Below are 18,452 nucleotides of genomic sequence, written 5' to 3' on the forward strand. Positions count from 1 at the left end.
CGCCCGGGCCGGGGGCGGGAACGTCCGCCGAAGGGTCTACGGTGTCCGCGTGACGAACGGAACGGACGAGACCGTGGACAGGGTGCGGCGTTTCCGCGCCGGAGCAGTGGAACGGGGCCTGCCGCCGAACGCCGCGGAGAGGTGGGTGCGGTCCCTCCGGCCCGCGGCGTACCTGGCGGACGGCGGTGACGGACCGGTGGCGGCCCGCCTGGGCGGGCGGCCGCGACTGCCGCACGGGGCGCCCGTGCCCCCGCACGGCTTCGTCGCCTCCGTCGACTGCGCCCTCCTGCGCGCGGACGCCACCGACCCGCCGCTGCCCGCCGACGGCCACCTGCTGTTCTTCGCCGTGCCGGACATCGACTTCACGGGGCGCCGCGAGGACGTGGTGCGGTACGTCCCCGCCGGGACGGCGACGGCCGAGCTCCCCGCCGGCGAGGGCAGGGAGCTCTTCCCCGGGCGGGAGCTGCGCACGGTGGCGTACGGGCCCAGTACCCAGGAGTCCGGGAGCTTCACCAGGGACCAGTACGGGGATCCCCCTCCCCAGGACGAGTACATGCGGACCTACGGGCTGTCCGAGGCGTGGCACGCCGCGGGCGGCGACGGCCACGGCGGCGTCGACTGGCGCCTGCAACTGGGCGGCCACCCGTTGGTCCCCAACATCGACCCCCTGGAGGGACTCCGCGGCTACGACCCGGACGAGGAGGGCTCCGAGCGCACCCGCACAGGCGGCCGCGACGACTGGACGCTGCTGGCCACCTGGCGCTGCGGCGACGACGCCCCGGACGAGGTCGGGCTGGACGGGCTCGTGGTCCACTGGCTGGTCCTGCGCCGGGACCTGGCCGCCCTGCGCCTGGACCGGGTGCTCACCTTCGTGGACATGTGGGCCCCGTAGGGGGCACGGTCTCCCCCCTGACCTGGGACGCGGCGTTTACCGTCGCGCCCCGGGGGTCAGTGGCGAGCAGGACGGGGTCCGGCGTCCGGGCCGGAGCCCCACTGCGCCAGGGGGCGTCATGAGTACGGCGGGTCGGATGCTGGAGAGCCACCCCGGGGGCCCGGGCGGGGTGGACGTCGAGAAGCTGCGGGTGTGCATCGAGGCGTGCTTCGAATGCGCCCAGGCCTGTACCGCCTGCGCGGACGCCTGCCTGGGCGAGGAGGCGGTCGCGGAGCTGGTCGCGTGCGTGCGCACCGACCTCGACTGCGCCGACCTGTGCGAGACCACCGGTCGGGTGCTCTCGCGCCGCACCGGCCACGACGCCGACATCGCCCGCGCGGTGCTGGAGGCCTGCGCGCTGGCCTGCGAGAGCTGCGCCGACGAGTGCGAGCGGCACGCCTCCGTGCACGAGCACTGCCGGGTGTGCGCCGAGGCGTGCCGCCGCTGTGCCCGGGCCTGCCGGGAGCTTGCCGGCTCCCTGTGACCGGCCGGGGCGCCGACACCCCGGCCCGCGCGTCGGGCACGCGCCCGGAACACGAAGAAGGGCGTTCACTCGCGTGAACGCCCTTCGCCTGTCGGGACGGCGGGATTTGAACCCACGACCCCTTGACCCCCAGTCAAGTGCGCTGCCAAACTGCGCTACGTCCCGTCGGGCCAGGCCGCTGGCCTCGCCGACGGGAAAGACTCTATCGCATCCACCGGACCCTCCGCACCGCAATTGCGGGCGTGCGGCGCCGCACCTCCCTCATTCCCCGCGTCCGCCCATCGCGCGGGCGAACCAGGCGGAGGCGGCGCGGGCCGCCTCCGCCAGGGCGCCCTCCTCCTCGAACAGGTGCCCGGCGCCGGGGAGACCGTCCGCTGCGGCACAATGCCCCGGAGACGGCCTGCGGGTTCCCGTCGGCGGCACGGGCCGGCCCCGAACTGCACGCACGCCGCCGGGCGGGCGTCCGGCCCGCCGGCCTCCGCCCGGGCAGGTAGCCTTCCCACCGTGCGACTCTCCGACATCTCCGTACAGGGCGCTTCCGGCACGCCCTCCACGCGCGGCTCCGGCGGGCCGGGACCGGCACTGCAGCGGGCAGGCACGAGTGGTTGAGCCGACAGTCCGGCCCGGGGCCGGCGGCTGGCAGCCGCCGCAGGGGTCATGGGCCTCATCGGCCGCCAACCGGCGCAGCATGCGGGGCAACCGCAGCCGCGACACCAAGCCCGAACTCGCCCTCCGCAGACTGGTCCACGCCGTCGGCCTGCGCTACCGGGTGGCGGCCAAGCCGCTACCCAAGATGCGGCGGACCGCAGACCTGCTGTTCCGCCCCACCCGGGTGGCGGTGTTCGTGGACGGCTGCTTCTGGCACGGCTGCCCGGACCACTTCGTTCCGCCCAAGACCAATCCCGGGTACTGGGAGGACAAGATCAGCGGCAACGTCAGCCGGGACCGCGACACCGACGCCCTGTTGGAGGAGGCGGGATGGCTGGTGCTGCGCTTCTGGGAGCACCAGGACCCCGCCGAGTGCGCCGAGATCGTCGTCGAGGCCGTCTCAGCCCGTAAGGGCGAGCTGCAGCGGCCCCGTCGGCTCGGTTAGCCCCGGAGCCTGGTAGGCGGGCAGTTCGGCACCGGCATCCGCGGCCTTCAGCGCGTCGAGGATGGACCTGCCCACGGCTTCGGCCACCGGTGACGGGAACGCGTTGCCCACCTGCCGGTAAGCAGCGGTCTTGCGCCCCATGAACTCCCAGTCCTCGGGGAAGCCCTGGATGATCGCGGCCTGGGCGACCGTCAGCTTGGGCCCGCGCTCGCCGAACAGGTCCCGGTCCTCGTCCTTGGTCTTGCCGAGGTCGTCGGCGACGCCGTGCCCGTCCACACCCAGCTCGGCCCAGGCCCGCTTGGCGCGCGTGGGACCCAGGTCCGCTCCGCCGTGCTTCTTCGAGCCGCCCACGAGGGTCGGGGCGACTGTGCCCCGCTCCTCGGCCTTCCTCTTCCACCTGCGGTAGTAGTCCATCGCATCAGGGCGCTCCGAGGCCGCGTAGCGCGCCCTCATACTGGCGTCCAGGGCTTCGGCGACACTGACGGGGGCCGACCGGCCCCGGGGCGGCTGGAAGTGGGCGGCCCCGTCCGCCTGCATGGCGACCAGGATCGCCCGGGGGCGGAGCTGGGGCACACCGTAGTCACGGGCCTCCAGCACCTCCCAGCCGAGGATCTTGTAGCCCATCTCCTCCAAGCGTGCACGGATGCGGGTCCGGTAGGAGGCGAACTTGAGGAAGGGCTCGAGCAGGCCCCGCACGTTCTCGATCATCACCGCGCGGGGGCGCAGCTCTTTCACCATGTCGAGCATGACGGGGAACAGGTCCCGCTCGTCGTCCTCGCCCAGCTGCTTGCCGGCCAGGGAGAAGGGGGGGCAGGGAACGCCTCCGGCCAGGAGGCTAAGGGAGCCGGGGGGCACGATCTCCTTGAGCGCGTCCATGTCGAAGTCCGTCAGGTCCCAGTCCAGGACCTCGCAGTCCTCCCACTTCTGCTTGCCGGTGTTGTGCCGCAGCGTCTGCACGGCGTGGGGGTCGACCTCGATGAGCGCCCGGTGGCGGAAGCCGGCCCTGTGCAGTCCCACCGCCTGCCCGCCCGCGCCGGCGCAGATCTCCAGGGACGTGTACTCGTCCTCCCGCTCCGACATCATCTGCCTTTCTGTCCTCGCCCCGCCGACCGCTGCGACCCGACCGCTCCACACACATCGAACACCCGGCGGAAAAGCCGCCTGCGACCACGATGGTGCCACGGCACCCGGACGAAACCGCCGGCGCACCGGCAGGAGTTTCCCCACGGGATCCGCGATGCTCCTGAGGGGCGATTCTACGCATGTGCCCGAGCCCGGGAGCAGAACCGGGGGATCCCCCTCCGCAATACCCTGCGCGGGCACCGCCCGCCAGGGGCCTCCCCTCCCTGTTGCCGGCCCCTCGCCGGCCGCCGGAAGCCGACCGAACCGCCGACGGGCGCGCGCCGGGAGCACGCTCCGGGTGTGGCCTTCGGCACCCCGGCCGCCGGCACAGGAGGAGAGGTCCCACCCCGCCGCCCTCGCCTGCCGCCAACGGCGGCGGGGTGCCAGCGGTACGTCCGGCACCCCGTCGCCGAGACCCTTTCCGCACAACGGCGTCGGCCCCAGACGGATTCACGCCGTTTCCGCGCGCCAGAAAATCACCACAAAAGGGATATTAAACCCCGAAAACCCCAAAGGTGGGATCATAGGATCCCCCTTTCTCCGTGCACCGCCGCCGACAACGCCGACCGGCGGGCCCGCCTGCCGGTCCAAGGCGGACTCAAGAAACTGCAAGTAGATGCAAGAGGAAAACCCGCCGCATCTCCTTCCAAACCCACAGAAACTGGGTATAGTCGACTTCCGCCACCCGCAGGAAGCGCGGAGCCAGGGCGCGATCCGCCCTCGGCGCGCCCGCATCCCTGTCCCCCGCGCGCCTACCGGCACCCGCCTCCACGGAGGCGGAAGCACATACCCCCGGTCCTTTCAAAAGGACGAGAAAGCGAGCCCCCGGAGAGAACTCGCACAAGCGCTCCCCCGAACGCACACAGGCACCGGACCGGCCTTTCCGAAGGGCTTCCGAACACTGCGGCAACCAGACACGAGGTAAGCCATGCCTTCTTCCCCGAACCCAGGGGACAACGACGCCTCCCTCTTCGCGGACTTCCTGAAGGAACTCCTCGCAGAACACGGACTCCAGCAGAGCCAGGTAGCGCAGGCCGCCGAAAAGGTCCTGCAGCGCGACGCAAGCGAACGCGGACGCCTGAACCCGGTCTCCTGGTCAACGCTGAGCAGGACCCTCAACAAGAAGCTGAGCCGCCCGCCCTCACGGGCGAAGTTCAACACCATCGCCCTGGCCTGCCTGTATGCGGCAAGGGAAACGGCGGGCGAAGCCGACCCCCTGCCGGACTTCCGCGAGGCCGACCGGCTCTGGGGCCGGTGGCAGGAGTTCCGCTGGCAGGCCCTGCCCGCAGAGTTCCGGGACTACCCGAAGGGGCACCAGCGCCCCCCCGACGGCGCCCGGCCCACACCGGCCAGGGCGCCCCGGAAGGACGCCGAACAGCTCAGGTACGAGGCGGCCTACGGAAGGGCGGGGACCGCCCTGCTCTCCGCTGCCCGCCCGCCGGGGGCGGACCCCGAGGCGGCCCTGGTCCTCGCACTGCTGCGCCTCCTCGACGGCCACCCCGGGGAGGGCGATGCCTGGCTCCGTGCGGCGGGGGCCCTGGGAAGCGCTGAGGCGGCCGGCCTCCTGGGGGTCGAGGCACCGCAGGAGCGCAAGCTCAGCGCTGCCAGGCAGGCCGTCGAGACGGCCGCCTCCGCCAGCGGCCTCCTCAACGAAGGGGAGATCCGGCCGCTGCTCCTCGAACGGGCGGCACGGTCAGGCCTCCGCGAGGCGGCGCACCAGCTGGCCGCCTACTACGCCGGCGCCGGGGAAGAGGGCCACGCCGCCCGCTGGAGCACGGCCGCGGTCCAGGCGAACTAGAAGAGACAGCACGACGGACACTGGAGGGAGAGCGCTCATGCGCCCTACATGGAACGACCCGGAACTGCGGGCCGGCACGAAGATCAAGGTCGCCCTGTGGCTCCTGGACGAGGTCGGGGAGGGGAACTTCTTCACCAAGGCCCAGCTGAGGGAGGCGTTCCCCGGGGTCGAGCAGGTCGACCGCCGTATGCGCGACCTCAGGGCCAACGGCTGGGTCATCAACACCAACCGCGAGGACCCCGGCCTTCCGCTGAACACGCTGTGCTTCGTCCGGGCGGGCGACGCCGTGTGGGACCCCCGTGCCCGCAGGAGCGCGCCGCAGGAGATCAGCAGCAAGGAGCGTGCCGCCGTCATCGCCGCCGACGACTACATGTGCACCGTATGCGGTATCGCCGGCGGCGAGGAGTACCCCGATTCCCGGCGGGGGGAGACGGCACAGCTCTCCGTGAGCGCCAGGAAGGAGACCCTCGAGGACGGGTCCGTGGAGCAGCGGTACGTGACCCAGTGCAAGCGGTGCAAGGCCGGCGGCGCCCAGGAGGCGGCTCCTCAGCTGCAGGACGTCCTGACAGCACTCGACATGCTCAGCGCGGCAGAGCGCGAGGAGCTCGCGCAGTGGGTCCGGCGCGGCAGGAGGAGCCCCCGGAGGGTGGAGCAGCTCTGGACCGAGTTCCGCCGCCTCCCGTCCGGTTCGCGCGCGTTCGTGGCCGATCGGCTGCGGCACCGGCCGTAGGCGGGCAAGCGGGCCCGAAACCCCCGCCGGCCGGGACCGGTGCGCGTCCCGGCCGGACAGACACGAGAAGGAAAGGCGTAGACATGAACCCCGCAGAGATCGCAGAGACGCCCGCCGGCAGCGCGGTCCGCACCATGGTGGAGGCCCGGCTGGAGGAGGCCCGCAGGTCCGGTGAAGCACCTGAGACCGTACGGGTCGAGTGGCGCGGGCAGCCGACCAACTTCAAGGTCATCACCGTGCCGACCGAGGTCCTCCTCTACAACCCGGCGACCCACCGGATCCGGGCACAGCGCTCCCACGACCCGGTGTTCGATGCCAGGCTCGCGGAGGACCCCTGGTCCGAGGAGAGCCAGGAGTACCTGCACAAGCTCCTCCGGTGCAAGCCGGACAACCCCGACGCCACGGACCCCGACTTCGAGAAGCTCAGGGACGACCTGGAGGCGTACGGCCAGAAGGACGCGGGGATCATCACCCCCAGCGGAATCCTGGTCAACGGCAACACCCGGTGCGCGGCCCTCAGGGACCTGAAGGAGCGCGACTTCCGGGCGGCCGTCCTGCCGGCCACGGCCACCTGGGCCGACATCGCGGCGGTCGAGCTGGAGCTGCAGCTCAGGAAGGACCGCCGACGCGACTACTCCTACATCAACCGTTTGATCGCGGTCCACGAGCAGACCTCGGCGGGACGTACCCCGGAAGAGCTGGCGAAGGCCTTCCGGACCACGCCGAAGGCGATCAAGCGCGACCTGTGGGTGTACGACTTCATCTCCGACGCGATCGACCGGAGCCGGGAGCGGCTCGCCGGAGGGGACGAGACCAGCCTGCGCCTGATGGACTTCGAGGGCCACCAGGAGACCCTGTCCGAGCTGCACCGCAGCTACCACCAGGCAGCCGACGCGGGCAAGGCCGAAGCGCTGCGGGAGAACCGGCTGCTCGCCATCGTCCTGGGCACCGCCAAGACCAAGGTCCGCTACGTCGGCCACGACTTCCACAACTCCTACCTCGTCCCCGTGCTGGGCGAGGGGTTCGCCCGGCCGGCCGACCCGGCGGAGGAGCCCTTCTCCCTTCCCGGCCTCGACCTCGGCGACGGCCTGCCCCTCCCGGCCGACGACCCGGAGACCCTGCGTGCGCGTGCCTTCACCGACCGGGTCCTCCAGGCCAAGGCCAGGCAGGCCGCCGCCCCCCTGCTCACGGCCGAGGAGTCCTCCGAAGCCCGGACCGTGCTCAACCAGGTGAAGGACGCGGTCGAGCAGGGGGTGCAGAAAGCCGAGTGGGCGACCCTCCGCGCCAAGCGCAAGACCGCCGCGGCCAAGACCCTCCGGGACGCCGCAGAGCTCATCGGCGAGTCGACGCAGCAGGCCTCGCAGGCACGCAGCCAGGACCTCATGGAGCACCAGGCCCTGGACGAGTCGCTCCTGGAACTCGCGGCCGCCCTGAAGAAGCTCTCGCGCGTCGCCTCCCGGGGTGTGGACCAGCCCGGGCCCGGACTGTCCTGGCTGCAGGACGCGGTCGCAGACCTGTGAAGGAAGACTCTCCCTTGCCCACTCTCGCCATCAGGCTCTCCCCGTCCGGTACCGCCGTGGTCCTGGAGGCCGATTCCTCCTACACGGCCGAACTCGGCCGAATGGCCCGCCGGTTCCGCGGCTCGGCCCACCGGTCCCCGGACACCGTCCACGTCCCCCTCGACGACTTCCTCTCCGCCTTCCAGGCGCTCCAGCACTGGCCGTCGCAGGACGTCCGCTGGGACACGTCGGTCGCCAACCTCGTCAAGGACTCCGTACGCGAGGCGGGGGAGGCCAGCGCCAGGCTCAACGGCGACGGCCCCGCCCCCTCCGAGGTCTCCGCCGACGAGGTCGGCGAGCTGCTCGAGCCCGGCTGGCTGGCCCCCCTGACGGCTTTCCAGCGCAGGGATATCGGCAGGCTCCTCTCGATGCGGCACGGCGCCAACTTCAGCGTTCCCGGCGCAGGGAAGACACGGGTCGCCCTCGCCGACTTCCACGCGTCCCGGAACCGGGGCGAGGTCTTCCGCATGCTCGTCGTGGCACCGAAGTCGGCCCACGGAAGCTGGACGGAGGAGGTGAAGCTGTGCTTCGAGAAGCCACCCGTCGTCCACATCGCCGACGGCGGGATGCTGGACCCCCTGGCCGAGGTCGTGGTCATCAACTACGAGCGCCTCGCCGGCAGCCAGGACGCGCTGGCGAAGTGGCTCAGCGCGGAACCGTCCATGCTGGTCCTGGACGAGGCGCACCGCATGAAGCGCGGCGCGCAGGGCGTCTACGGGGCGGTCTGCCTGTCCCTGGGGCCGCTCGCGCGGCGCCGGCTCGCCCTCAGCGGCACGCCGGCGCCCAACGGTGCCAAGGACCTGCAGAGCCTCTTCTCCTTCGTCTGGCCCGGCCAGGGGGGCAGGAGGGTCGAGCGCGCCATCGCCGACCGCAGCCTGCGCGAGGCCAGTGCGGAGCTCAAGCCGCTCTTCTGCCGGACGACCAAGCAGGAGCTCGGCCTTCCGCCCCTCGACCCCCGTGTCGTCCGCGTCGGCCTCGACGACTGGCACCGGGAGCTCTACTCGGCGATCGCCGGGGAGGAGGGCCTCCGGGCCGCGGGCAGCGGCCAGGGCAGCGAGGGCCTGGAGAAGTACGGCCGGGTCTCCATGTACCTGATCATGGCTGCGGCCTCCCCCGCCCTGCTGTCGGAGGGCGGGAGCAGGTACGAGCCCCTGCCCTACGACCTCCCCCGCCTGGAGGTCCCGCGGAACCCGTCCCTCAAGCACATGTTGGACAACCTTCCCCGCTACGAGGACTCCCCGAAGTACAAGAAGGCCTGTGAGATCGTGCGCGCGAACGCCGCACGGGGGCGGAAGACGATCGTCTGGTCGACGTTCGTCCGCAGCCTGACCACGCTCGAGAGGATGCTGGGGGACTGCGCTCCCGCCGTCGTCCACGGCGGCACCCCTGACCGCGACGAGCAGATCGAGCGGTTCCGCAAGGATCCCGGATGCCTCGTCCTGCTGTCCAACCCCGCGACCCTCGGTGAGGGCATCAGCCTCCACCAGGTCTGCCACGAGGCCGTGTACGTGGACCGGGACTTCACCGCAGGCCGGTTCCTGCAGAGCCTGGACCGGATCCACCGCCTCGGCCTGGCTCCCGGCACGGAGACGAACGTGCGGATCCTGGTCGCGGAGAAGACGATCGACGAAGTCATCGAGGAGCGCCTGGCCGCCAAGCTGCGCTTCATGGGGGCGGTCCTCGACGACCCCGGTGTCGAGCAGCTCGCGGACCTGGCCGACGAGCCCGCCGCCCCGGCAGGGCTGGAGCGCTCGGACATGGGGGCCCTGCTGGACCACCTGTACGGCGCTCCCCGGCAGTGACACGGATCCGTCCGCGCCGGGCCCGCACCGGCCCGGTGCGGAGACCCGGGCGGCTGCCCGTACAGAGCCCTACCGCGTGACGTGATCGGGCCCGGGGTCCAGCGCACCTCCCGGGCCCGGTTCACGCCGTGTGCACGGGGTCCCGGGGGCGGCGGAGCCCGTCCCCGGGCCCCCGGCACGGAGAGCCGACAGGGCACGGGCGGAACCGCCCGGCCCGAACGCCACCTCCCTCATTCCCCGCGTCCGCCCATCGCGCGGGCGAACCAGGCGGAGGCGGCGCGGGCCGCCTCCTCCAGGGCGCCCTCCTCCTCGAACAGGTGCCCGGCGCCGGGGACCACGTGGATCCGGCCGGGTCCGCCCAGCGCGTCGAGGGCGCGCTCGTTGAGTTCCAGCACACGCGTGTCCGCGCCGCCGACGACGAACAGAACCGGGGCGCGCACCCGCCGCAGCGCCTCCTCGCCGGCCAGGTCGGGGCGGCCGCCGCGGGAGACCACGGCGGCCACCCGCCCGGGGCGCTCGGCCGCGCACCGCAGGGCCGCGGCGGCCCCCGTGCTGGCGCCGAACAGCCCGACCGGCAGCCCCGCCGTGCCCTCCCACTCCGCCAGCCGGTCCACCGCGCCCGTGAGGCGCCCGGTGAGCAGCCCGATGTCGAAGCGCAGCCCGGCCGTGGCCCGGTCGACGCGCTCCTCCTCCGGGGTGAGCAGGTCGAACAGCAGCGTCGCGATCCCCGCGTCCCGCAGGACGGCGGCGACGGCCCGGTTGCGGGGGCTGCGCCGGGAGCTGCCGCTGCCGTGGGCGAAGGCCACCGCGCCGACGGCCGCGGGCGGCAGGTCCAGGTCCCCGTCGAGTGCGGCGTCCGCGGTGCGCACCGTCACCTCGCGCCCGGTCATGGCGTCTCCTCCCGGCCGGTCCCCTCGACGGGTCCGCTACCCCCGGGCCCGGAACGCACACACACGGCCCCGCCTCCCGGGCCGGTCATCCGCCCAGGGTGCCGTCGAGCCGCTCGACCAGGCAGAACTCGTTGCCCTCGGGGTCGGCCAGGACCGCCAGCAGGTGCCCGTCCTCCTCGAAAACGGGCCGCAGCACCCGCGCGCCCAGGGCGCGGACCCGCGCGATCTCGGCCTCCACGTCGTGGACGACCATGTCCAGGTGCATCCGGTTCTTGCCCGCCTTGGGCTCGGGCACCTGTTGCAGCAGCAGGTCGGGCCACCGCCCGCCCGGGTCGCGCAGCGCCAGGTACGGGCCGTGCTGCGCCTCCTCCCGCTCGAAGCCGAGCGCCGCGCACCAGAAGTCGGCCGCGGCCCGCAGGTCGCCGGTGTCGAGTACGCAGACCAGTCGCATGTGCCCTCCGCTCCTTTGCGGGGCCGAAGGCCCGGTGCCCCCGGCCGGATGCGGCACACCCTACGCCGCGGCGGCGCGGCCGCCCACCGCCCGCGCGGGCCCGCCCCGACACGGGTGCGCAAGAACGGTCAAGCGCCGCCCGGGGCCGCCCGAACATACTGGTCCCATGACCGAACCCACCACCGGCCGGGACCGGCTCCGCGAGCTCCTCGACGCGGTCCTGGCGGACGAGGACGGCGGTGAGGGCACCGCCTTGGCCGCCATGGCCGAGCGGGCCTACAGCTCGCCGTTCCACTTCTCCCGGCGGCTGAGCCGCGACACCGGGGAGTCCCCCGTGGCGCTGCGCCGCCGGGTGCTGCTGGAGCGGGCCGCCTGGCAGATCCGGCAGGGGTCCAGCGTCACCGACGCCGCGTTCGCCGCCGGCTACCGGTCGGTGGAGGGGTTCATCCGCGCGTTCGGGCGGGCCTTCGGGCACCCGCCGGGGGCGACCACCTCCGGCAGCGGCACCTGGCTGCCCGCTCCGAACGGCATCCACTTCCACCCCCCGATCCACCTGTGGATCGAGTCGCCACCCCAGGAGCGCCCCGCGATGGACGTCGTGTCCCTGCAGGTCCACCACGACATCGCCGACACCGGCCGACTGATCGAGGCGGCCTCCGGGCTGTCGGAGGAGGCCTACCGCAGGGTGCACGCCCCCGGGTGGACCGTCCTCACCTGGGACGGACCCGAGGAGTCGATCGCCGCCGTCCTGGACCACCTGGTGTGGGCCAAGGAGGTGTGGTGCGCGTCCGTCGACGGCACGGACTTCCCCGAGCGCGGCGGCGACGGCCTGGAGGAGCTCGCCGAGCGGCACCGGGTGATCGGCCCGCACTGGGTGGCGACGGTCGAGGGCATCGGCCGCCGCGGCGCCTGGGGCGACCGCCTGGTCGACGCCCTGTGCGATCCGCCGGAGAGCTTCGTGCTGGGGTCGGTGGTCGCGCACGTCCTGACGTACGCGGCGCACCGCAGGCAGCTGGTGCGGCACATGCTGCGCGCCGAGGGGGTGGAGGTGGACCACGGGGATCCCATCGAGTGGTTGCAGGACCGATACGGAGGCACATCATGACCCGGACCGTCTACAACACCGCGACGAGCCTGGACGGCTTCATCGCCACGGAGGACCATTCGCTGGAGTGGCTGTTCGCCGCGGAAGCCGGGGGCGCGGCGCAGGGTGAGAGCGCCGAGAGCGAGGTCGAGGAGTTCATGAAGGGGGTCGGCGCCGTCCTCATGGGGGCCACGACCTACGAGTGGGTGCACCGGCACGAGGGCGACAAGGACTGGGCCTACGACATGCCGTCCTGGGTGCTGACCCACCGGGAGCTGCCGCCGTTCAAGGGCGCGAACGACATCCGGTTCGCGGCCGCCGACTCCGACGACGAGCTGCGGGCCCTGCACGCGAAGGTGGTGGAGTCGGCCGGGGGCAAGGACCTGTGGCTGCTCGGCGGCGGCCGGATCGCCGCGGACCTGGCCCGGCTGGGCCTGCTGGACGAGGTGATCGTGTCCATCGCCCCGGTCACGCTGGGGTCGGGCGCCCCGCTGCTGGCGGGCCGGGTGGACCTCCGGCCGCTGGACGTGCACCGGACGGGGGCCTTCGCCTGCGCCCGCTACGAGGTCGTGCGCTCCTGAGCCCGACCGTCGCCGGCGCCCCGCAGGCGGGCGTCGGCGGCGGCGAGCCCGTGCTCGTTGAAGACCGCGACGCCGTTCCCGGCCAGCAGGTGGGCGGTGACCCCGCGCCCGACGCGCTTGTGCCCGGTGAAGGTGCCGTCGTAGACCTCGTGGAGCCCGCAGGAGGGGCTGGACTCCTTCAGGACGGCCACGGTCGCCCCGCGCTCGCGCGCGAAGGCCAGGGCGGCGCGGGCCCCCGCGACGAAGTACGCGGTGACGTCGTCGCCGTCGGGGGTGAGGATGCGGGCCCCGCCGTCGAGCACGTCGGCGGCGGTGGCCCCGGGCTCGATCTCGGCGGGCGGCCGCGGCACGGGCAGTCCGCCCGCCACCTCGGGGCAGTGCACCACCAGGCGGCCCTCGGCGCGCCAGCGGTCGAGCAGGGCGTCGTCGACGGTCTTGGCGCGGCCGTCGTAGCGGACCGGGCGGCCCACCAGGCAGGCGCTGACCAGGACCTTGTCCATGTTCCTCTCCTCCCGGGCGACACCGACCACGTTACCGCTCCCCCGCCACCGCCCCTCCGCGCCGGAGGTACGGGACGACACGGACGGAACACCCCGACAATCCAGGCAATATCACACAAGGTCGCTATCGTGTTGCTTTGAGTGATTTCATGGAGGGGGACACGTGAGCGAGAACCGGCCCGGGGAGCAGCCCGGGAATCCGCCGGGCGAGGCCGCCGCGAAGCAGCCGGCGGCGCTGGCCACCGAGCACCGCACCACCCGCAAGGCCGTCACCGCCGCCGCCATCGGCAACGCCACCGAGTGGTACGACTTCGGCGTCTACAGCTACCTGGCCGTCACCATCGGCCTGGTGTTCTACCCCTCGCAGTCCCAGGGCGTGCAGCTCATCGCCACCTTCACCACGTTCGCCGCGGCCTTCCTCGTGCGCCCGCTCGGCGGCCTGTTCTTCGGCCCGCTGGGCGACCGGATCGGCCGCAAGCACGTACTGGCCTTCACCATGCTGCTCATGGCGGTCAGCACGTTCTGCATCGGGCTCATCCCCTCGGCCGCCACCATCGGCATCGCCGCGCCGGTCCTGCTGCTCGTCGCCCGCATGCTCCAGGGCTTCTCCACCGGCGGCGAGTACGGCGGCGCCACCACCTTCATCGCCGAGTACGCGCCCGACAAGCGCCGCGGCTTCCTCTCCTCCTGGCTGGAGTTCGGCACCGTCAGCGGGTACGTGGGCGGCGCCGCCATCGTCACCGTCCTGACCCTGCTGCTGGGCCCGGACACCATGCTCGCCTGGGGCTGGCGCATCCCGTTCCTGCTCGCCCTGCCGCTCGGCGCCGTCGGCCTCTACCTGCGGATCAAGCTGGAGGAGACGCCGGTGTTCTCCGACAGCGCCGAGCACGCCGAGGGGTTCGCCAAGGACCCCGAGGGGCACCGCCGCAAGGGGCAACTGCGCGAGACCGTCGTCGGCCAGTGGCGGAACATGCTGCTGTGCATCGGCCTGGTGCTCGTGTTCAACGTCAACAACTACATGGTGACGGCGTACATGCCCACCTACCTGGAGGCCGAGCTGGGGTACGGCTCGACCGCCGCCCTGCTGCTCACCCTGGCCGCGATGGTCCTCATGCTGGTCGCCGTCACCGGGTTCGGGCGGCTCAGCGACCGGGTGGGGCGCAGGCCCGTGCTGCTGTCGGGCAGCCTGTTCTCCATCGTGCTCACCCTGCCCGCGTTCTGGCTGCTGCAGACCGGGAGCCCGGTGGGGGTGGCCCTGGGCATCGTGGTGCTGGCGATCACCCTGGTGCACTTCTCCGGCGCCGCCCCGGCGACGCTCCCGGCGTTCTTCCCGACCAGCGTCCGCTACGGCGCGCTGGCGATCAGCTTCAACATCTCGGTGGCGCTGTTCGGCGGCACCACCCCGCTGGTGGCCGAGTCGCTGGTGCAGTCCACCGGCAACCTCTACTCGCCCGCCTGGCTGGTGATGGGGGCCGGCGCCGTCGGCCTGGTCGTGGTGTGGCGGATGAAGGAGAGCGCCGGGCGCCCGCTGCCGGGCGCGCCCGCCATCCCCGTGCCCGAGCGCACCCCGGGCGGCACCCGGCTGCCCTACCCGCGCCCCACCGGCGAGAGCGGGCCCCACGTGCCGCCCAGCAACGTGCGCAGGCTGCCCTCCGAGTCCTGAGCCGCGGACAGGGGAAGGGGGCGCCTCCCGGCCGGGAGGCGCCCCCTTCGGCGTCCGGGCCGCGCCCGGGTGCGGTCAGCGGCGGCGGCGCTGGCGGTCCGGGCGCACACTGCCCTTGGACGCCTTGCCCACGGGCCCGCCCTTCTTCTCCCGGATCCGCATGCTGATGTGGATCGGCGAGCCCTCGAACCCGAAGTCCTCGCGCAGGCGCCGCTCGATGAACCGCCGGTAGTTGTCCTCCAGGAACCCGGTGGTGAACAGCACGAACTGCGGCGGCTTCGCCCCCGCCTGCGTCGCGAACAGGATCTTGGGCTGCTTGCCTCCGCGCACCGGCGGCGGGGTCGCCGCCACCAGCTCCTTGAGCCAGTTGTTCAGCTGCCCCGTCGGGATGCGCTGGGACCAGCCGGCCAGACTCGTCTCGATCGCCGGGACCAGCTTCTCCATGTGGCGGCCGGTCCGGGCGGAGATGTTCACCCGGGGCGCCCAGGCGACCCGCGCCAGCTGGCGGTCGATCTCCTTCTCCAGGTAGATCCGGCGCTCCTCGTCGAGGATGTCCCACTTGTTGAACGCCAGCACCAGGCCGCGGCCGGCCTCCACCACCTGCTCGACCACGCGGATGTCCTGCTCGGCCAGCGGCTCGCTGACGTCCATCAGGACCACCGCGACCTCGGCCCGCTCCAGGGCGGTGCCGGTGCGCATGGTGGCGTAGTAGTCGGCGCCCTGGAGGGCGCGGAACCGGCGGCGGATGCCGGCGGTGTCGATGAACTTCCAGGTCTTGCCGCCCAGCTCGATCAGCTCGTCGACGGCGTCGCGGGTGGTGCCCGCCACCGAGTCCACGACCACGCGGTCCTCGCCGGCGAGCCGGTTGAGGAGGCTGGACTTGCCCACGTTCGGGCGCCCCAGCAGGGCCACCCGCGGCGGGCCGTCCTCGGTCTCGGGCGCCTCGGCCTCCCGGGCCTGCTCGGGGAAGGCCGCCACGACGGCGTCCAGCAGGTCGCCGGTGCCGCGGCCGTGCAGGGCGCTGATGGGGTAGGGCTCGCCCACGCCCAGGTTCCACAGCTCCAGCGCGTCGGACTCCTGCATGCTGCCGTCGACCTTGTTGGCGGCCAGCACCACGGGCCGGTTGGTGGCGCGCAGCACGCGGGTGACGGCCTCGTCGGCGTCGGTGATGCCGACCGTGGCGTCCACCACGAACAGGACCACGTCGGCGGTCTGCGCCGCGTACTCGGCCTGGCGGGCGACCATCGCGGCCAGCCCGCTGACGCTGGTCTCCCAGCCGCCGGTGTCCACCAGGGTGAACTGGGTGCTCTGCCACTCGGCGTCGTAGGCGACCCGGTCCCGGGTCACCCCCGGCACGTCCTCGACCACGGCCTCGCGGCGGCCGATGATGCGGTTGACGAGACTGGACTTGCCCACGTTGGGGCGGCCCACCACGGCCACCACCGGCAGCGGGGCGGTCTCGCCCCCGGTGCCGATGTCGGCGTTCTCGAAGTCGTCGTTCACGTACTGCTCCCGGTCCTTGAGTCCCCGCGCGCCCAGGATGCGTGCCGCGGGGAGTGCGAAAGCCGACCGGCCGCGCCCGTGCGATACGGGGCGGCCCGATCGGCGCGGACGCCGTCGGCGTCCGCGTGTGTACCGCGAAGGGCAACCTCCGCGGGTGTCCGTGTGTTCCCCCCGGTGTCCGATGTCACCCCGCGCTCACGGGGCCGGACCGGGGAGGGGCGGCCCCTGCGGGCGCCCGGAGGGTCAGGCGCGGGCCGCCGCGGCGGCCTCGTCGACGAGCTCGACGACCAGGGCGACGACCTCGTCCAGGTCCAGCCCGGTGGTGTCCAGCTCGGCGGTGTCGGAGGTCAGCGTCAGCGGCGAGTGGGCGCGGCTGGAGTCCAGCTTGTCCCGCAGCTCCAGGGCCGCCTGGGTGCCGGCCACGTCGCCGGTGCGGATCTCCTTGCTGCGGCGCTGCGCGCGGGCCTCCGCGCTGGCGGTGATGAACAGCTTCACCGGGGCGTCGGGGGCGACCACCGTGGTGATGTCGCGGCCCTCCACCACGATGCCCGCGCACTCGCGCCGGGCGGCGTCGATGATCTCCCGCTGCGCGCTCACCAGCAGCTCACGGGCCCGCGGCACCGCCGAGACGGCGCTGACGCTGCCGGTGACCTCCTTGGTGCGGATCTCCACGGCCACGTCGCGGCCGTCGACGGACACCGTCGGGGCGGCCGGGTCGGTGCCCATCTCGATGACCGGGCGCCCGACGGCGGCGGCCACCGCGGCGGAGTCGTGCACGTCCACGCCGTTGTCGAGCATCCACCAGGTCAGCGCGCGGTACATGGCGCCGGTGTCGAGGTAGCGCAGGCCGCGCGCCCTGGCCACACCCTTGGAGGTGCTCGACTTGCCCGACCCGGAGGGACCGTCGATCGCGATGACGATGCCCTCGGTGCTGCCCTGCCCGCTCACGTGATCCTGCCTCTACCGCTCGTCGTACTACCGACGCCCCAGCCTACCGGCGCGGAACACTCGCGGCGTCCACGCGCGGCACCGCCCACGCGGTGCGCACCGTTCAGGCGCCCGGGTGGACCGACCAGCCGTCGGCGGCCAGCGCCCGGCTGAGGGTGTCCACCCCCGCGGGCAGCACGTACAGCTGCGCCACGCCCAGCGGCAGGCCCGGGGTGTGCTCGATGCGCACGTCCTCGATGTTCACGCCGGCGTCGGCGGCCGCGGCGAACAGGCGGCCCAGGGTGCCCGGCTCGTCCGGGATCACCACCGGGATCACCGTATAGTCCGGCAGCGTCGGCTCGCCGTGCTTGCCGGGGATGCGCCCGTGCCCGTCCCGGCCCCGGACCAGCAGGTCCCGCACCGGCCCGGCCTCCATGTCCGGCCCGGCCAGCGCGTCGGCGGTCCGGGACAGGTCCTCGGCCACCGCGCGCAGCACCCGCGCGACCGGGGCCGCGTTGTGGGTGAGGATCTCCGTCCACAGCGACGGGTCGCCGCCCGCCACCCGGGTGACGTCGCGCAGGCCCTGGCCGGCCAGGGTCAGGGCGTCCTCGCCCGCGTCGAGCAGCCGGGCCGCCACCGCGGAGGAGGCCAGGTGCGGGACGTGGGAGACCAGCGCCACGGCCCGGTCGTGCGCGGCGGCGTCGACGACCAGCGGGTCGGCCCCGCACAGGCGGGCCACCTCCGCGACCCGCTCGACCGCGCCCGGGTCGGCCTTGCCCGTCGGGCACAGCGCCCACGAGCGGCCCAGGAACAGGTCCGCGCGGGCCGCGCCCGGCCCCCGCTTCTCCCGGCCGCCCATCGGGTGCCCCGGCACGAAGGTCGCCAGGTCGCAGCCCAGGTCCTCGGCGGCCGCCACCACGTTCGCCTTCACGCTGGCCGCGTCGGTGTAGACGTGCGCGAGCCCGTCGTCCTGGGCCCGGCGCAGCACCTGCGGGACCACCGCGGGCGGGGCGGCGATCACCGCGACGTCGGCCGGGCGGCCGCCCGAGCCCTCCAGCGGCTCCCCCGCGCCCAGGTCGCAGGCCAGCCGCAGGGCGGCCGCGTCCGGGTCGGACAGCAGGACCTCCACGCCGTGCGAACGCAGGGCCAGCGCGATCGACGTGCCGATCAGGCCGGCCCCCAGCACCGCGACCCGGCGCACGGACGGCCGTCCGTCGCGCGCCCCCGCGTCCCCGATCCCGCTCACCGTGCTCCCCCGCCCCGTGCGTCCGATTCCGTGTCACCCCAGATTAGGGCGTGTCCGGCGGGCACCGCCCGCGACGGGCCCGCGGGAC

17 protein-coding genes and 1 tRNA gene are annotated in these 18,452 nt (G+C 73.6%); 10 read left to right on the plus strand and 8 right to left on the minus strand.

Annotated features, from left to right (window positions below; genetic code table 11):
• Positions 1 to 49: 49 nt before the first annotated feature.
• A complete protein-coding gene (locus tag KGD84_RS22600) occupies positions 50 to 892 on the plus strand; it encodes a DUF1963 domain-containing protein (protein ID WP_220562400.1) in 843 nt (280 codons plus the stop codon).
• A 118-nt stretch (positions 893 to 1,010) separates the two neighbouring features.
• Entirely contained in the window at positions 1,011 to 1,415 is a 405-nt protein-coding gene (locus tag KGD84_RS22605) for a four-helix bundle copper-binding protein (protein ID WP_220562401.1), read from the plus strand.
• A gap of 91 nt (positions 1,416 to 1,506) precedes the next feature.
• Here the strand turns inward: KGD84_RS22605 and KGD84_RS22610 are convergent.
• A tRNA-Pro gene (locus KGD84_RS22610) sits at positions 1,507 to 1,580 on the minus strand.
• Between the two features lie 436 nt (positions 1,581 to 2,016).
• Between KGD84_RS22610 and KGD84_RS22615 the strand changes: the two genes are divergently transcribed.
• Entirely contained in the window at positions 2,017 to 2,508 is a 492-nt protein-coding gene (locus tag KGD84_RS22615) for a very short patch repair endonuclease (protein WP_260697149.1), read from the plus strand.
• Here the strand turns inward: KGD84_RS22615 and KGD84_RS22620 are convergent.
• Complete coding sequence (locus KGD84_RS22620; RefSeq protein WP_255646748.1) at positions 2,464 to 3,591, minus strand: DNA cytosine methyltransferase; 1,128 nt, start codon at positions 3,589 to 3,591, stop codon at positions 2,464 to 2,466. The two genes, KGD84_RS22615 and KGD84_RS22620, sit on opposite strands and share 45 nt — an antisense overlap.
• A gap of 967 nt (positions 3,592 to 4,558) precedes the next feature.
• On the opposite strand from KGD84_RS22620, the gene KGD84_RS22625 reads away from it, so the two are divergent.
• From KGD84_RS22625 to KGD84_RS22640, 4 genes are all read left to right on the plus strand, one after another.
• Complete coding sequence (locus KGD84_RS22625) at positions 4,559 to 5,428, plus strand: hypothetical protein (RefSeq protein ID WP_220562403.1); 870 nt, start codon at positions 4,559 to 4,561, stop codon at positions 5,426 to 5,428.
• A gap of 37 nt (positions 5,429 to 5,465) precedes the next feature.
• Positions 5,466 to 6,158: a hypothetical protein gene (locus tag KGD84_RS22630; RefSeq protein ID WP_220562404.1), complete on the plus strand. Its 693-nt coding sequence runs from the start codon at positions 5,466 to 5,468 to the stop codon at positions 6,156 to 6,158.
• An 83-nt stretch (positions 6,159 to 6,241) separates the two neighbouring features.
• Complete coding sequence (locus KGD84_RS22635) at positions 6,242 to 7,678, plus strand: ParB N-terminal domain-containing protein (protein ID WP_220562405.1); 1,437 nt, start codon at positions 6,242 to 6,244, stop codon at positions 7,676 to 7,678.
• 14 nt (positions 7,679 to 7,692) lie between these two features.
• Positions 7,693 to 9,519, plus strand: a complete 1,827-nt coding sequence (locus KGD84_RS22640; RefSeq protein ID WP_255646749.1) for a DEAD/DEAH box helicase — start codon at positions 7,693 to 7,695, stop codon at positions 9,517 to 9,519.
• Positions 9,520 to 9,749: 230 nt separating this feature from the next.
• On the opposite strand, the gene KGD84_RS22645 is transcribed toward KGD84_RS22640, so the two are convergent.
• The gene (locus tag KGD84_RS22645; protein WP_220562406.1) at positions 9,750 to 10,409 is read right to left on the minus strand and encodes a dienelactone hydrolase family protein; all 660 of its coding nucleotides are present in this window, start codon (positions 10,407 to 10,409) and stop codon (positions 9,750 to 9,752) included.
• Positions 10,410 to 10,494: 85 nt separating this feature from the next.
• Complete coding sequence (locus KGD84_RS22650; RefSeq protein WP_220562407.1) at positions 10,495 to 10,860, minus strand: VOC family protein; 366 nt, start codon at positions 10,858 to 10,860, stop codon at positions 10,495 to 10,497.
• 166 nt (positions 10,861 to 11,026) lie between these two features.
• On the opposite strand from KGD84_RS22650, the gene KGD84_RS22655 reads away from it, so the two are divergent.
• Both KGD84_RS22655 and KGD84_RS22660 read left to right on the plus strand, forming a co-directional pair.
• Entirely contained in the window at positions 11,027 to 11,965 is a 939-nt protein-coding gene (locus KGD84_RS22655) for a helix-turn-helix domain-containing protein (RefSeq protein WP_220562408.1), read from the plus strand.
• The gene (locus KGD84_RS22660; RefSeq protein WP_220562409.1) at positions 11,962 to 12,525 is read left to right on the plus strand and encodes a dihydrofolate reductase family protein; all 564 of its coding nucleotides are present in this window, start codon (positions 11,962 to 11,964) and stop codon (positions 12,523 to 12,525) included. Before KGD84_RS22655 ends, KGD84_RS22660 begins: the two co-directional genes overlap by 4 nt.
• Here KGD84_RS22660 and KGD84_RS22665 read toward each other — a convergent pair.
• Complete coding sequence (locus KGD84_RS22665; protein ID WP_220562410.1) at positions 12,504 to 13,025, minus strand: 2-thiouracil desulfurase family protein; 522 nt, start codon at positions 13,023 to 13,025, stop codon at positions 12,504 to 12,506. The genes KGD84_RS22660 and KGD84_RS22665 overlap by 22 nt on opposite strands.
• 163 nt (positions 13,026 to 13,188) lie before the next feature.
• On the opposite strand from KGD84_RS22665, the gene KGD84_RS22670 reads away from it, so the two are divergent.
• Positions 13,189 to 14,688, plus strand: coding sequence for an MFS transporter (locus KGD84_RS22670; protein WP_220562411.1), 1,500 nt, complete (start codon positions 13,189 to 13,191; stop codon positions 14,686 to 14,688).
• A gap of 75 nt (positions 14,689 to 14,763) precedes the next feature.
• Here the strand turns inward: KGD84_RS22670 and der are convergent, their stop codons facing one another.
• The 3 genes from der to KGD84_RS22685 all read right to left on the minus strand — a co-directional run bounded on the left by der (position 14,764) and on the right by KGD84_RS22685 (position 18,355).
• Entirely contained in the window at positions 14,764 to 16,227 is a 1,464-nt protein-coding gene (gene der, locus KGD84_RS22675) for a ribosome biogenesis GTPase Der (RefSeq protein WP_378889969.1), read from the minus strand.
• Positions 16,228 to 16,434: 207 nt separating this feature from the next.
• Positions 16,435 to 17,139, minus strand: a complete 705-nt coding sequence (gene cmk, locus KGD84_RS22680) for a (d)CMP kinase (protein ID WP_220562413.1) — start codon at positions 17,137 to 17,139, stop codon at positions 16,435 to 16,437.
• 103 nt (positions 17,140 to 17,242) lie between these two features.
• Complete coding sequence (locus KGD84_RS22685; RefSeq protein ID WP_220565931.1) at positions 17,243 to 18,355, minus strand: prephenate dehydrogenase; 1,113 nt, start codon at positions 18,353 to 18,355, stop codon at positions 17,243 to 17,245.
• Positions 18,356 to 18,452 lie beyond the last annotated feature (97 nt).

The organism is Nocardiopsis changdeensis (assembly GCF_018316655.1).
GTDB lineage: Bacteria > Actinomycetota > Actinomycetes > Streptosporangiales > Streptosporangiaceae > Nocardiopsis > Nocardiopsis changdeensis.

What these genes read in the sequence shown, in the direction of transcription:
- KGD84_RS22630 (WP_220562404.1), top strand. Translation starts at nt 5,466, where the DNA reads ATGCGCCCTACATGGAACGACCCGGAACTGCGGGCCGGCACGAAGATC.
- KGD84_RS22635 (WP_220562405.1), top strand. Translation starts at nt 6,242, where the DNA reads ATGAACCCCGCAGAGATCGCAGAGACGCCCGCCGGCAGCGCGGTCCGC.
- KGD84_RS22665 (WP_220562410.1), bottom strand. Translation starts at nt 13,025, where the DNA reads ATGGACAAGGTCCTGGTCAGCGCCTGCCTGGTGGGCCGCCCGGTCCGC.
- KGD84_RS22645 (WP_220562406.1), bottom strand. Translation starts at nt 10,409, where the DNA reads ATGACCGGGCGCGAGGTGACGGTGCGCACCGCGGACGCCGCACTCGAC.
- KGD84_RS22655 (WP_220562408.1), top strand. Translation starts at nt 11,027, where the DNA reads ATGACCGAACCCACCACCGGCCGGGACCGGCTCCGCGAGCTCCTCGAC.
- KGD84_RS22620 (WP_255646748.1), bottom strand. Translation starts at nt 3,591, where the DNA reads ATGATGTCGGAGCGGGAGGACGAGTACACGTCCCTGGAGATCTGCGCC.
- KGD84_RS22660 (WP_220562409.1), top strand. Translation starts at nt 11,962, where the DNA reads ATGACCCGGACCGTCTACAACACCGCGACGAGCCTGGACGGCTTCATC.
- KGD84_RS22625 (WP_220562403.1), top strand. Translation starts at nt 4,559, where the DNA reads ATGCCTTCTTCCCCGAACCCAGGGGACAACGACGCCTCCCTCTTCGCG.
- KGD84_RS22650 (WP_220562407.1), bottom strand. Translation starts at nt 10,860, where the DNA reads ATGCGACTGGTCTGCGTACTCGACACCGGCGACCTGCGGGCCGCGGCC.
- KGD84_RS22605 (WP_220562401.1), top strand. Translation starts at nt 1,011, where the DNA reads ATGAGTACGGCGGGTCGGATGCTGGAGAGCCACCCCGGGGGCCCGGGC.